The sequence below is a fragment of the Bacteroidia bacterium genome (assembly GCA_027493955.1).
GTDB lineage: Bacteria > Bacteroidota > Ignavibacteria > SZUA-365 > SZUA-365 > JAOSJT01.
In genome coordinates this window covers 1794067-1809907 of sequence record JAOSJT010000001.1, presented here as the reverse complement: position 1 = coordinate 1809907, position 15841 = coordinate 1794067, and the positions used below count along the sequence as shown (strand labels likewise).

The window sequence follows — 15841 nt, the reverse complement described above, 5'->3', positions numbered from 1 at the left end:
ATTTTTTTCAATGATTTACTGGGACCATAATTCGACAACACCATGCGCCCCGGAAGTCGTGGAGGCGATGCAGCGTTACTGGAATGAAGAATATGGTAATCCCTCCAGCGGACACCTGATGGGGAGACGGGCCGAGTTGGCGGTCAGAACAGCCAGGGAGCAGGTTGCCGCTTTGGCCAATGCGCTCCCTGCCGAAATGATTTTTACCTCGGGAGCTACAGAGAGCAACAATCTGCTGTTTCTGGGCGTGCTACTGACGCCCCGCTCCGACCGAAAACGGATCGCGGTATCGACCATTGAACACAAGTCGGTCCTTGAGCCCGCCCACCTACTGGAAAAACATGGATTTGAGGTTGTTGAGCTGCCCGTAGACCAGACTGGCGTAACCAATTTGGATGCTGCTAGAAAGCTCATCACCCCGGAGACTTTGCTGGTTTCAGTGCAGGCTGCCAACAACGAACTGGGGACGCTGCAGCCTGTAGCTGAGCTGGCTGATCTAGCCCACGAGAACGGGGCCTATTTCCACACTGACGCTGCCCAAGTGCTTGGCAAGGTGCCATTCGATGTACAGGTGGTCAATTGTGATTTTGCCTCATTTAGCGCCCACAAAATGTACGGCCCCAAGGGGGTGGGGGCGCTTTTTGTCCGAGGAGGCGCCCGGAAATGGCCTTGGGCACGACCGTTTCGTGGAGGGGGGCAGGAGCATGGTTTGCGCCCTGGGACAAATAACGTTCCAGGTATAGTTGGCTTCGGTAAAGCTTGCTCCATTTGCCAAGGGTATGTTCAAAAGAATGGCTCAGCGGAAATCGTTCGACTCGAAAAAGAGTTATTAGAGCGGATAGCAAGAGCATTTCCAGAAAGCATAGTTCACTCGCTGACCACTCCTAGATTGCCAGGGGTCTTTTCAATCGCTTTTCCAAAAGTTCCTGCCGATCTGCTCATCGACAATCTACAGACACTCGCTGTTTCTGAGGGTTCGGCTTGCTCCAATCATGCAATCACGATATCTCACGTGCTTGAGAAAATTGGATGTGATCGTGAAACAGCGAAAGGGACGATTCGAGTCTCTTTGGGGCGACATACAACCCAAAACGACATCCATGAGGCCATAGAGATGCTAAGACGCTCAGTAGTTGAAATTAAAAGTATTTTCCGACAACCATGAGGAGGGGCTGATGATGCTGATGGAGGTCAAACGGGAAATTCGTGCATTAGGTTGGAAAGGAAATGCTTTTAAACCGCATAAGTTGATTGCACTGCTGACAGCGATTGAATCTCTGAAAAAGAACAACTTTTCAGACGGAAGAATTTATTTCGATTCATTCTTCAAAGAGACTTTTTCGGATTTATTTAATCAGTTTTCACCTGATACCAGCAGTAGTTGCAGGGCTCACACTCCGTTTTTCCATTTACACACTTCTACGTTTTGGTCGTTGGTGCCTTTGGATGGAAAGGCACCAGAGCTTGAGGCAACAGAAACAGTTGGAGGTCCTGGAGCGTTATGTGATTTAGTGGACCATGCATTAATTTTAGACCCCCTACTGAGCTTGCTAGAGGATGAATCAACGCGGGGGGAACTTGTTCAGCTTATTATTAATTGTCTACAAGAGAGTAGTAACCGGAGCGATCACCGCGCCCAGTCATTTGAAAGATTGCTTGATGGGCAGAGTGAAGCTTCCTTAAATCCCTTTGTGAGTTATCTTAATTCACTTCAACGCTCGGGTGGAAGCAATGAAAACGCATTGGCAGAATCGCAGGTATGCAATGCGCAGTTTGCCACCATCCACGTAAAGCATCCGCTGGCGGACATCATTTATAAAGAAATGAGGGATCCGGGAGGCCAACATGTACTTTTGACGGGACATGCGGGAGACGGGAAATCTACCCTCGCCATGGAGGTATATAAGCTTTTTCGGGACTGGGATCGTGACCGTCCCCTGGATGTGCCGCCGCAACCTCGTGAAGATACGGGGGATGTATCTATCATAAAAGACCTGAGTGAACGTGATCGTAACGAGGATCCAAGCCTGCTGGACGAGTTGTCGAAACGAGATCGCCGTTTTCTTTTGGTCTCCAACACTGGTACCTTGCTGGATCTTGCCAAGCGGCATTCGGCATATTTCGGCGAAAAGGATGTTGAAGTGGAAAGCCGCGTCTTAAAGGCTATCAGCAGCGAGAGCGGGGAATCGACCCTGTCTCTGGGCGGCATCAAATTCCGGGTATTCAACCTGGCCCGCATGGATAATATGGCGCTGGCCCGCCGGGTTTTTGAAAAGATGCTGGCTCCGGAACGCTGGACGATCTGCCAAACTCTGGATTGCCGGGAAACCTGTCCCATTTTCATCAACGTCAACCTCCTGCAATCCAATCAGGAACGGGCAACCGAACGGATCTTTCTGGCTTATCGGCGCATGTATGAATATGGAACGCGCCTGACCATGCGGCAGTTTACGGAGCACCTTGCATATCTCATCACCTCCGGGCTGGATCAACAGGACATCCGGGAGGTTCAGACGCAGAATCCACCTCCGCTGATTTCCGAATATCTCTTTTTCAACCGCTTTTTTGGCGACAACGGCCGCCAACCGGATGGTTCAGCCTTCGAAATGAAGGCAGTGCAGGAGATCGAAAAACAGAAATTCGGGGAACGTCCCTGCCCAGGATGGGAGCACAAACTGTGGCTGCGCAACTGTGACGAGCCAGTGACGCTCGGTGTGGATTCGCTGAATACGGAGTTTGAAAAGCTGCGCCGTCATGGGGCTCATGAGTCGCAGTTTATCGGAATGTCATCGGATCTGGCCCGGGAACAGGTTCGCCGCATGCTCTATTTTCTGGCGGACTTTCCCGAAGGGAAACAGGGATATTTGGGGCAGTACCTAAACTCTCCGACGATTCTGGACTGGATCAGATGGCAACAAGGTGGAGTTCAGCTTAATGGGCAAGAAAAAGAGACGCTCGAACGCAAGATATACCATGTCCTTCAAGAGCACTTTACCGGGGTGCGGCTCCCCGAAGGATCGACGCAGAATGACCGGCGGCGGCTTTATATAACTTTGAGCCGCCGCCGGAGCGAAGTCCGGCAGAGCGCCCAGGTTGTTTTGGCCGAAGTCGACTGGGGAGACTCGACAACATTAAGGCTAATCAACAGCGTCAGTGCATCGGGTGAATTGCGTCGAGATCTCATTTTATGCGGAAAGGAAAATAGTCGTATTGACGGACTGAAGTTGCCGTTGAAGGTACCGTTTCTGGATTATGTCATGATGCGCCATTTCGGTGAACTGGGCGAGGTGCTTGAAGCTTCCTATCTTGAGCGGCTCGATTGCTTCAAGGCGCAGGTTCAACAAAAGGCCTCCGCTCATGACGACGAACGGATCATGCTGGTGCGCCTGAAAACGGATCACACCTTTCGCAGGCAGCGTTTTGCCGTAAATGGCAACAATCTGGAGGTAACCGATGACCTTTAACTATTTTCCCTACACTCCAGATGATGTGAAAGCGATGCAGAATCCGGCGATTCAGCTCTATGGCAACCGCCTGTTTTCCGACCAAACCATCAGTGAACTGCTGAGCGAATTCCTGCTTGTTATCTTTTCGCCCAAACGGACAGGACACTCGGTTTTTGAAACGGCCTTGCCGAGCCGGGAACTGCTTTTTGCTTGGAATAACGCACGACTTGAATATACGCCGAAGGCGCGTCTGAACCTGAAACTCTTCTCCTTTTTGGGGGCATCCCGGCTGGAGTCTCGCCACCAAACACACCGGGTCCACCATGAGCAGTTGATCCAAAAACTGCACGGTCAAATTCAGGTCGATGACCCCGAGCGTAAAAAGGATATTATCCGCACTATCGAAAATCTGTTTCTCGGGTTTCAAGGCGCAGGCAGCGGTAGGACATGGTGTGCCCAGAGCTTTCTTCCGATTTCTCACTCGTTTCTAGCAGGGGAAACGATTTGGAATGAAAGTGCGGCTGAGAGAGAGAATCCAGACAGCTGGGATGATATTTTTGAAAACAAAAGCAAATACTTAACAATGAATCAGCACCGTTTCTTATCGCGAGGCGGTGAGCTGCTTTATTTGCAGGTCTGCAATGCGCTGAGGCAACCTCACGACCGAATCACCGCATGGTGCCGGGATGGGGTTTTCGGATTGACGAAAGACGAACAGGATCCGGAGTGGCTGCACACTCAGCTGAACGAATCGTTGCAGAATCTGATGAGCTTCTGTCCACCCACCTTGACGGAACTTGCGGAATTCATTGACTCCCGTTTGGATCCAATCACCCCGGAAAGCACTGATGGGACCGAGTCGGATCGTCGTTTTGTCTCCGCCGGTTGGTGCAATGCAGAAAGCTGGATGGAAGGCTATCTGTTTGCTGTTGATCTGCTTCGTCTCATGCAGAGCAATCTGGATGTGGTGGAGCGGATTTATATGCTGGAGACCGCTTGTTCCATGCAGGTTCTCCGCACCCTGGCAATGCAGAGCATGCGACTCATGAGCGGTGCGGAACCCTGTAGCGGGCCGGACTATCGGCTGGCCGTATCGGCTCCGGAAGAGAACCGTCCGGTTATCCGTCGCCTTTCACAGCAATCAGTCAAAGCGATTGAAAAGATGATTTTTCAATCGTTGAGGTCGGACACGGTTGAGCTGCCGGAGGATGAGGGTGAACGGAATAAAAAACTTAAACAGGCGGACCGATCCTACGGCAGCAAGCTGTTCGTGGGCCTCTCCAAACGCCTCGGTTTCGTCGTTCCCAAAAGGGGGGCCGGTGCGCGGTTTGTTTTGAATGAACAACTGCTGCGCCTGCTGGTCGTGACCACGGTTCCGGTGGGAGGTCGACTTACGTTCGACACATTCAAGGAGCTGCTGGAGCGCCGGCATGGGTTAGTCTTTGATGCCAAAGGACTTGATCGGGCCAGCGAGCGACTTTGCGGCAAGGGAATCTATTTACCGGCAGACACGGACCAGTGGCTTCAGGAAATGCTGGAGGCCGCCGGGTTCCTAATCCATCTATCCGATTCCTGTGCGCTGATCCACAATCCGGCGGATGACAGAGGGGACGTCCTATGAGTTATTTTGCTAATACAGTACGAAACCATCTGAAAACCCGGATCGAACGTTTTCAGGCGGATCCGGCGTATGGCCGCAAGATGATATTTATGATTCCGGCTATGCAGGAACCGACCCTTCTGGCCATTGCCGAGGCGGTAACGGCCGTTTGCCTGAAAGACCCAAAAATCAGACTGGTTCTGAAAATCGCCTCCGCACTGACGGCAGATTGGAGTGACGCAGGAGTCGCCCAGGCCCGCTGCAATGGATGGTTGAGCGAAGGCCGGGATCTGACATATACCCGCAGTATCGTGAATACAGATACCAACCGTCTGCTGGTTATTGTTCTTTGCGGTTCCGATCAGGTGACGGACTCTGCGGGTTTGGCGGATTTCCACACCTGCGATCCCGACATGGTCTGGAATGAGGATATGCGGGGAAGTTTCAGTTCGTGGATTGAAGAGAAACTGAAAAGCATTGGAATGCATGACTACCGCCCGGATGATCTCACGACCATCGATAGGGTCATCAAGCCGCTGTTTACCAGTGGAACCGGGGATCTGCTGCAGCTCAGCGATTGGCTGGAAAAAATGGATCTCAGCCTCGCGGCCGACGTGACGGATGTTCCCCGATTGATGCTGGCAAATCTCCAGGCGTTCGGCCTGCCGGTTCTTTCCCGCTTTCCGTGCCATCAAAAGAGAAAGCAGCTAGGACCATACATTCATAAAGCGGTGGAGTTCTTCAATTACACGCTCTTCCTTGAGGCCCGTCAACGGGACAAGGCGCTCAAGGCTATTGATAGTTTACAAAAAGCGATAACAGAAGGAAATGATCCGGGCATTCCCTTTGACGATGAAGAAGTTTGCGGCCCCTATGCTTTCGGGCAAGAGCTGCTAGTCGGGCTGAGGGACTTTATTGAAAACGATGGGCAATGTGAACGCGAAAAATTAAGACAGTGCGACTTTGTAGTTATCTGGGACGATATTTTAAAATTCAAGGACAGGGCTCAAAAGGAAAAGAGGGAAAGTACCAGAAAGTTGGCCGGAAGCCCCGTCGAAGTTCTCCTGAATGCCGTCTGGATGACGCTCCGAGAATTTTATATCGAGCATAAAGACAAGGCTGAGATCTCCATTCAATCCATCGAAATTTCTCCCGTGCTGTTTAAACACGATGTGGATGGTGCCGGAGAAGAGAACAATATGGATGATGGGCTTGGGGATGCGGCGGAAAATGCGGAATATGCCCGGCGTTACCTCACCCGTCTGATAGGCGGAATTGATGAGTTGTTGACGAAACATATCAATATCAGCAATGCCGATGGAAGCGAGATTACCATATTCAGCGATCTACTCTCTCCGGAGATCAACTGTCGGTATGCAAAAACCGCCGAGCCGGTTCTGGAGTTTGCAGTCGTCATTTCCTCGGAGCATAAACCGTTAAAACGGAAATATGGCTGGCGGCTTCCTGAACACCATATGTATCGACTGTCGATTGACCTGCTGCGCCGCGCCAGGCTGTCTATTGCCAGCCTGCAGGAAATTCACAAACTTCCTGTCTATCATATTTCCTATTTCGAGGAACTGCTGCAGGCCACGGCCGACGAAGAGGTTCGGCGCGTACTCTTGCACGCAATCCGGGATGAACGGGAGTCCAACGGGGCACTGACCAACCTGCTAAGCGGAGAGTGGAGCAAGGTCGATGATCCCTTGTCGCCCAAACTCAAACTGCTGGCAGAGAAGTATGACCGGTTTGTAACCGCAGCATCTTCAAATGGTCTTTTTTCAACCATCTTCAGTGCCAAGCCGGAATGGCCGGATCTCCGCAAGGCCTATGCGGAATCTTTTGAGGTGGCGCTTGCGCTGCCCGACATTTCCGCGTCCTCCCTCATCGGGATGCTTACCCGGGCGTTTTTGGTTGTGGAGCCGCGTTCCCTGAACCTTGACGATACCTGGCATGCGGATGTTCACGAGCGCTCCGGCGTGGCAACCATTCTTCATCCTTCCGTCGTGGAAATGCTGGAGGCACAGGTTGTCTATCTGACCAGGTGCTTTAACTTTGCGGTGAATAAGGAGTTGTCCAAAACCCCGAGCCGGGATGGTTTCAAGACCCATATCTGGAGAACGTATGTTGACCTCTCGAGCATTCAGTCTCCCCTGACGGGACTGCTAAGCGATGAAAGCAAAAACCTGTGCGCCGATGTCAGGGGCAACGAGCTGATCCATCGCATCGGATCCTCTTCAACGATAGACGCGCCGCTCTCGACGCGGTTGCTAGTTCGTTATAACGAGGGCACCGAAGATGACAGCAATTTAAATGATGCCGAGATGTTCCGTGAAACTAGCGAATCAAAACTCCTCCTGCGGCTCATGCAGGACTATTTCGATCTTCACCCCCATGCGCGAGATGGATTAAGTATTGCGGTTTTCAGGAATAAAGATGTTCAGCCGGTGGTCGCAGCGGTGCATGCTTATCTGAAGGTTTTGGCAACGAAGCCGACTAAACAGAAGCCAAATAAGCGCTATGTGCTGAACGAGGAACGAAGAAGACCCTACGCCATCGGTGTGACCGTGTTTACGGAATCCAATGATGAATCCGACATTTCCAACTGGGTGCAGCAGTGGAAGGAGCGTTGGGAGGCTGCTGAAACCGAAACAAAATATGAGCTGTACCGGAACTGCCGTTTCTCTGTGGCTCACCGTATCGTTGAAAAAAACGATCTCGGTGCATTCCAGAAGCTGATAAAAGAGCAGTTTGAGGCGGATATTGCCGTTTTTTACGATTTTATTGGCGCTGGTACCGGTGTGAATGAGTTTGAGAGAGTCGAGCCCTTCGATATCACCAGCCGCGATCTTAAATTCCCCATCCTTGAAAAGGCCTGCTGCACTGTCAGTAACCCGGCCGATAAATACAAACGGAAACGGGTTGTAAGCAACCGGCAGTTTGCACTTGGAGCCTATCACGCCACTCTGCTGCATGGTCTGAAGACTGGAACACAGCAGACCGGCACTGTCGTCGTTGGTTCCGGAGATTTTTCGCCGTGGAGAGCGCTAATTGACTGCCTCCATGACAAAGCCGAGTGGATTATCTGCATTGATCCCAATATGGATGAACGCCTCATCAGAACGCCCAAACTCGAAAAGAACAAAGAGCGGGAAATAATTGGCTTTGGTTCAGGAGTCGGTAGCCACGGCGAAGACAATTACACCATTTCGACCGAGCAGTTTTCTTTTGCCGATATTCACTTCCGGCTGCAGGCCGCCATTCAGCAGCTATACGCAGCGGAAGCGGGCTGGTCTTTGGACGATTGCAAAGCTGTTGCCAAAGGAGTTCTTCATGTTGCCCCCGAGCTTTCCGGTCTATCTTTGGTAAGAGCAACTGGAGCTGCAGATCAATACATCCGTGATTTCATGGCATATTCCTTGACCCGGAAACTGCTGCGAGGGTCCGAAGACCTGCTTTGTGAATCATTGATCTCACTAGATGCCTACCGGCACTGGTTTGATCTTGCAGATAATTTACGTCGCCCAGATCTAATGTGGATGCAGGTTTGGCTGCGAGAGGATGGACGCCTCCACGTGAAACTGCATCTGATCGAATGCAAGATGGGACAACAGTCGCCGGAGCACATTTTTAAGGCCAAGTCGCAGATTGACAACGGCCTGTCAGTATTGGGTTCCGCCTTTAAAAGTTCGACGGAAAGGGCAGGAGGAGCGGGCTCCATCGAAGATCGTCCCGACCGCCGCTACTGGTGGATGCAGCTCCATCGTCTGATTGCTAGCAAAACGGAAGTATCGAAAATCAAGTATTCGGATGTCCTGTCGGCACTCGAACGTTTGGCGGAAGGAGATTTTTTAGTAACTTGGGATGCTTCAGTATTCGCCTTCTGGATCGATCAGGATCCAGAAATTAAACGCGCCGGATATTGGAGCGTTGGTGGAGATCTCGATGTGGTCGCCAATGTCTACACTGTTGGGGGAGGATTTGTACGCCAATTGATGACTGACTCCTTAGAGTATCCTGTCGACTGGACAGCCATCAATGCGCAGAAGGCTGCGGTCGTTGAACAGGATGATGAGTATATTCCCGAGGATACAGAGGATGATTACACGCCTTGGGTATATGACGAGGATGAAAACGAGGATGAGTCCTCTGAAGATGAGGTTTTTGAACCAGCCGGTCAGCCGCTGGCTGCTGAGCTGATCAAAGATTCAACACTACCATCCGAACCCGAGATGGAGACAAAGGCAGCTTCGGAGCCATCAGGCACAATGCCGCAAGAAACCGGCTCTGAAAGCGTTGCGGCGGTAACACCCGTCGTGAATAAAGAAGTGCCTTCCGGGAGAATCCTTCTTGGTGAGACAGTCCCCAATGGCCAGCCGGTTTATTGGGAGTTCAAGCACCCTGAGCTAGCAAACCGTCATATGCTCATTTTTGGATCTTCAGGGCAAGGGAAGACCTACGCCATACAGGCGATGCTGTGCGAGATGAGTAAATTCAGGCAAAACAGCCTGATCATTGACTACACGAATGGCTTCCTTCCGAATCACTTGGAAAAAATAGCCAATGAGATTTTGTCACCCAAGCAGCATGTAGTGCGTCAGGAGCCGCTCCCGATCAATCCTTTTTTACCCCAGGTGTCCGATAATGGCGGGATTGTAATCAAAGAAAATTCCAATGCCATTGCCAAGCGCATCGCTGGCCTATTTGACTCGGTATATGATATTGGAAACCAGCAATATAGCGTTCTTCACCACGCCATTATGGACGGTGTGGAAAGCATGAAAAGCGGAATGAATCTTGATCACATGCTTTCAATAATCGAATCGATGGCTGAGGATAAGCAGTACAAGGCATACGCGCAATCACTGCACAACAAGTTACGCCCATTTGTCTTGGATCAACCCTTTTCATCTGGTGAGGCTGGCTTTGATTGGGATCATTTATTCCTTGAACAGGATCCGCTATGCAACATATTCCAGCTTGCTGGAATGGATATGTACTCTGGAAGGTTAATTACTGAATTTATTTTGTGGGATTTGTACGGACACCTTCAGTCAAAAGGGAAGAAAACGGATCCCAAAGTTATCGTACTCGACGAGGTTCAGAATCTTGATCACAAGGAAGGAAGTCCCCTGTCGAAATATTTGCGTGAGGGACGAAAATTTGGCCTTTCACTCATACTTGCAACGCAAACTATGAGTAATATGAGAAAAGACGAGCGGGACCGCATGTTTAATGCGGAGCATAAACTCTTCTTTAGGCCAGCTGACACTGAACTTAAGGCCTTCGCAGAGATTGCCGCATTGGCAACAAGACAAAAGGTAGACGACTGGATTCGCAAACTATCTTCACTCTCAAAAGGAGAATGTTATTCCATTGGTCGTATTCTAGATCAAGCTGGAGAAAAGCTTGTCCCGAGAGCCTTGAAAATTCGTATAACAGCATTGGAGGAGCGTAGTTTCGATGAGTAAACCTTCGCGCCTTCCTCGAAATTTCCATAAATCTTTCAAGCCGGAGCGTCAGTACATCAATGCATTGCTCCGTTATGCGGCATCTGGAAAGTCAGGGGATTATCAGGAAATCGCATCGGAAACCGGTATTCCTATGGGGGTGTCGAGTGGCAAGGTTCCCGCTATTATCGATTATTGTCGGGGTATGGGGCTCATTCGACTACCTAGTTCCAGCCGAACATCTATAAAAAAGCCAGATCTCACACCCTTTGGCCGCATTGTGCTACTAGAAGACCCATTTTTAAAACTGAATATTACGCAGTGGGTAGCCCATTTATATCTTTGCAGCCCTTTATGTGGTGCTGAAGTCTGGTATCAAACCTTCTTTCCTGGCAAGCAAGCACTCGGAATGGCATTTGAGCGATCTAAATTGGAGACTTACCTTCACTCTGTTCTCAAAATAGACAAGTCCGGCATAATCGGGCCATTGGTTGGCACCTACGAGGATGATGCTGCGTTTCGAACTTGTGGAGCTTTGTCGGAAAAAAGTGGGGTTATTACTCGAAAACCTGCCCCGGTGAGTGACGAATTCGGTTTTGGATATGGTGCATGGTTGTTGCAGCTTGTACATGACCATTTCCCTAAGAACGGCCAAATTTCTGTTGTAGAGCTTGATTCGGTTGCTGGTTGGCGAACCATTCCAGGTTGGGACATAGATGCTCTTCAGCGAGTGCTCCAACTGGCCGAAAGAAAAGGATTGTTTACCGTTGACCGTCATATGGAGCCTTGGCTTTTGCATCCAAGGATGGATCTAGAAGCAGCCTGGAAACTAATTTTTTGTGATTTGATCTAAAAGGAGATGGCCCATGTTAAAGTTGCTTGGCGACATTGTTCGTTTTCGCGGAGATAAGCTTTTCAATGGTGCCGTTAACATTGATTGGCTAGAAACCGACGAAGCTAAGGCTTTGGCTGCGTCATCTGCCTTTGTATTTCACGGCCCTGCTTACCATGGCGTTTCTCAAACAGATATTGGCACTTCTCATGGCCATCGGTTGCAGGACACGGCAAGCTTTGTAAAAGCCATATTTCATCGCTGCTATGGGCTGGAGGAGCAGCCTTTTACGCTCGCCATAGCCGGTTATGGTACTGGAAAATCACATCTTGGTCTGACCCTTGGCAGGCTTCTTGGTAATCCAACTGGAATTGAAGCTGATGCTATTTTGTCAGGAATCGAATCTGCGGACCGTGAGATTGCGGCCGACCTCAAGACCTTGATCGCCGAAGTTAGTCAGCCATGTTTGGTGGTAGCCTTGAATGGCATGCAAAGTTTCGATTTGGCCTCTGAGGTTTCCAGGCAAATTATGAACCAAGTCAAGAGTCACGACTTGGATACTCGCCCACTCGATGATTTGCGTCCCCGGTTTGCTCAAGCATCAAGCTTGATTCAAATGGCTGCTGGCAATAAAGATGTTGTTGATGAGTTGCTCGTCGCATGTGATGCTGAAAACATCGATGATGTTTTACAAAAATTAAAGCAGCAAGACGACATAACGTACAGCAAGGTCTATAAAATACTAGCATCCAGAAATATAAGAATTTCCGCATTAGGCGGAGAATCTGTAAGGGATGTTATAGACGTTGCATCACGTGAGTATTGTGGGGTTGGAAAGCCATTTAAGTGCATATCTATACTTTTCGACGAATTTGGTAGATATACGGAATTTGCCACTGTCAAAAGTCATGTTGCTGGCAGTGGCGTCCTTCAAGACATGTTCGAGGCAATCCAAAACAATACAAGCAAGGTATGTTTTGTAGGGTTTATTCAGTTTGAATTAAACGCATACATACAGCGGGTCGCTCCAGAGCATCGAAATGAGATATTGCGTTATGTTACAAGATATCAAACTGCTAGCAAAGTTTACTTGTCAATAAACTTAGAAACGCTAATCGCAAACCTTATAGAAAAAAATGATACTAATTACATAACAGAACTTCTTGGAAATGACGCTGCAAGAAAAGAATCTGAATTTATTATCGATAATATTTCTAGGTGGTTTCCGGTTTCTCAAAATCACAGAATCTGGAAGGATCTGGCTCAATTTCACAGTGTCATCCGTAAAGGTTGCTGGCCCCTTTCACCCTATGCTGTCTGGCTTCTTTTCCATTTTGCTGCAGCGGGAAAGCATCTCCAGGAACGGTCGGTTCTTGCTTTGCTTTGGGATGCGTTTGATCGGTACAGGGATCGTGTCGTTGAGAATGGGAAGGTTGGACTTCTGGCTCCGGTGGATTTTTGGTCGGAAGCACTTCAACACGAGCTTATAACTTCTGAAGAGGGCGGACAACAAGGTGCTATTACCCATTCATACTCCTCGGTAATAGCACGCCATGGGGCACAATTATCATCTGATCTTTTAAAACTACTAAGATCAGTGGTGCTTGCCTCAAAACTTGGAATGAAATCTATTAGCCAAGAAGAGGCGATTACGGCGCTCTCTGAACTATCAGGACTTCACCCTAGGACTGCCCATGACGGGCTTAAGCTCTTAAGAGAAGAATTCAACATAATTGAATGGGACGAGGCTTTTAAGCAGTTTGATATTCTAGGGGATGCTGTACCACGAACTCAGTTTCTAGCTTATGTTCGCCAGCGGGTTGCAAGTACGTTTGATGAAACAGGCAAGGCTTCACTATTTTCAAAAAAAGCGGGAGACTGGTGTGATCTTCTAGGTGATCTTGAATGCGATTTCGCCGAAGAAAATAAAATTACCACCAAAGAATGGCGCTACCAAGCCATTACATCAAACCTTGATGTCCTCCCAATACACGTAAAATTGGCCTCGGACCGATGGGTCAGCGCAGCAAGTATTGACGAGCCGAGAGGGACGGTAATTTATTGTTATGTAGAGCCTAGTAGAGATATTAACGTTGTTGAACGTGATGCATCAATGCTTCTTAGAACAATAGCAAAAGATTTCGGAATTGTTGCCCAGCCCGTATTGATTGTAATGCTTTCCGACGATGACGGGAAATTAGGGCAATCATTAGCAGAGCTATCAATTTTGGAAGACTCTCTCAGCGCTCAAGACGTCGCAAAGTTTGGCAACCTTATTCCGGCTCATAAACAAAAAATGCGTTCAGACATTAAATCCCGCATTGAAGGAATGATTAAACAGCGCCGATATGTTACAGCCTTTAAAGAACCCATGGAATCGACACGACTCGGGCGTGTCGGATCTGATATCTTTGCAAAAATATACAAAAGTCCAATCATCTTTCCTTTTGATGGATTCACCACGATAAGGGGGAACGCAGCCACAACCTGCCAAATTTTTACGGCAGAGCTTTTGCAGGGACGACTTGACTGGAATTCTATAATGGCCAAACCTGCAAAAGATCAGAACCGTGCAGCTTCTGTTCTTCGCGAGTCGTGGGGTGTCTTTGCTAAAAATGGCTCTGTCCGCATGCGTCCAGAGCATCCAGTACTAAGGGGGCTTACGGAAAAATGGGATGAACAACTTGCTAATGGCGAAAAAAGGATCCATTTGCAGGAATCAATAAAAGGACTTTGTGCGCCACCATATGGGGCAAATATTGCCTCTGCTGGCCTATTCCTAGGAGTTTTTGTTGCCCCGCGAAGTGAAAAGCTCTCTGTCGTTAAATCTGGAAGATCTGTTACGATTACCGAATGGATCCAAGAAGGAGTTTTTAGGGGAAATTTCATCGATGTCAGCAGTTTGCATGATGTGGAACTGATGCTTTCCGGAGGCTCTTCTTCAGAATGGGAAAGCCTTCTTGACGATTGGGAACAGGCTGAAACCTACTTTGAACGAAGAGATTGGTACATTAAAGCGGAAGAATTAAAAAGAAGACTACCGCTGCCACCCTCACAGGCTTATCGAGAATTACATCTCGAAGAGTTAGGGAAAACGGCCTTTATTGAATTGAAAAAAAATGAAGAAATACAGGAATCCGCTATAAGTAAAATTGATAATGGGCTCAAACGCTTTGACGTTGCCTTGCTTTCTTGGGGCACGGCTGACCTTGTTGACTTGATATCCCGAATGACATCAAATAAACCATTATGGTCCGATCATGAGATCGAGAAAATCAAACCAATTGCTGAACGTTCTAGGCAAACATTGATTAATCTCTTCCCAGATTGGCTCAAAAAGCAATCCCCAAAGGATGGGACACCTGATGCTGTTGGTGAATTTAAGCACAAGATGATTCATAAGGTGGGCGGAAGTTTAAATAAATTAAAATTGGACGATTTAGAGGAGGAGCTTGTCAAATATACCAATACCGCTATACGAAAAGCGGAACTGCTAGCTTCTGCGAACCAAATGTTGAGGGAGGTAAACCTATGGCTCACAACCCACGCTGAAGCAACAAGATTTGTACGGATATCTGAGCTTCGTGCTCTTCAGAAAGTCGGCATCGAATATGCTGCCAAACTTCGAAGCATTTCTACACATATCGAGATGCCTAAGATCGCAAATGTGCGCCTGCAATTGTCGGAGAGACTTGAAGAAATTAAGCATTCATTAAATGAAACTATGAGTCGTGCTTCAAGATTATGGCAAACATCAATAAATTCTTTTAATGACGCCGAAGAGCTTCAAAATGAAATCGATGAATTATTTTCTGTTTTCGAAGGATGCAGAGAGGATCTTGATGATTTACAGTTGATGCGTAGATCTTTACGCATATATATACAAACCTATCTGCAGTTAGATAATGATGGACTTACATGGAGTGAGTTTGATTCACTCGCTAGTAAACTAAAATCAGAAGTATTTGAAGCGGTCGGCCAAGACGAACCACCGTGGGAACCATTAGAGACAATTGATAATTTCAAGAAAATGATAGCTGAAAACAGAGAGGAGAAAAGTATGGAGTGGATTTATAATATAGAAAAAGAAGCTGCTGAATTAAATGGCCTAAATATGGCAGATATCAACAATCTACACGTTCGCGCTAATTTACCTCCTGCGTTCCTCGCTGATAAACATCAATCTCGTCTTGAGTTGATTAAGCATAAGCTAGAGGAGCATTTGAATAGTCTCAAGATTGACTGGCTCATTGAGAAATACAGAGAACTATCTCCTGAGATTCAAAGGCAGTTTATATCACGAATTTCCTTTTGAGGTATAATTAAAAACATGCATGGTTAATGTACGATTTTTGTTGACGAGATGATCAACGTCAGGTCAATAGAACTCGCACAGTAATCTCTTAGAATTTGACTTGGTTCACCTCATGACAGAGATCATTAAGCTGAATAGTGAATAATGAAAGCGTCATAAGGCACTGGATGACTTTAGTCGTCTCATTCTGCATATCCC

General features: G+C 48.3%; 6 protein-coding genes. All 6 read left to right on the top strand.

Annotation, left to right across the window (positions count from 1 at the left end; all coding sequences use genetic code 11):
- Window positions 1-10: 10 nt before the first annotated feature.
- The 6 genes from M5R41_07070 to M5R41_07045 are packed head-to-tail and all read left to right on the top strand — an operon-like array spanning window position 11 to window position 15643.
- On the top strand, window positions 11-1165 hold the full coding sequence (locus tag M5R41_07070) for a cysteine desulfurase (protein ID MCZ7556145.1): 1155 nt from the start codon (window positions 11-13) through the stop codon (window positions 1163-1165).
- Window positions 1134-3464, top strand: a complete 2331-nt coding sequence (locus M5R41_07065; GenBank protein ID MCZ7556144.1) for a hypothetical protein — start codon at window positions 1134-1136, stop codon at window positions 3462-3464. The genes M5R41_07070 and M5R41_07065 overlap by 32 nt, the downstream gene beginning before the upstream one ends.
- Entirely contained in the window at window positions 3454-5067 is a 1614-nt protein-coding gene (locus M5R41_07060; GenBank protein ID MCZ7556143.1) for a hypothetical protein, read from the top strand. The genes M5R41_07065 and M5R41_07060 overlap by 11 nt, the downstream gene beginning before the upstream one ends.
- Complete coding sequence (locus M5R41_07055) at window positions 5064-10517, top strand: DUF87 domain-containing protein (protein MCZ7556142.1); 5454 nt, start codon at window positions 5064-5066, stop codon at window positions 10515-10517. Before M5R41_07060 ends, M5R41_07055 begins: the two co-directional genes overlap by 4 nt.
- A complete protein-coding gene (locus tag M5R41_07050; protein MCZ7556141.1) occupies window positions 10510-11349 on the top strand; it encodes a DUF4007 family protein in 840 nt (279 codons plus the stop codon). Before M5R41_07055 ends, M5R41_07050 begins: the two co-directional genes overlap by 8 nt.
- A gap of 13 nt (window positions 11350-11362) precedes the next feature.
- On the top strand, window positions 11363-15643 hold the full coding sequence (locus M5R41_07045; GenBank protein ID MCZ7556140.1) for a hypothetical protein: 4281 nt from the start codon (window positions 11363-11365) through the stop codon (window positions 15641-15643).
- Window positions 15644-15841 lie beyond the last annotated feature (198 nt).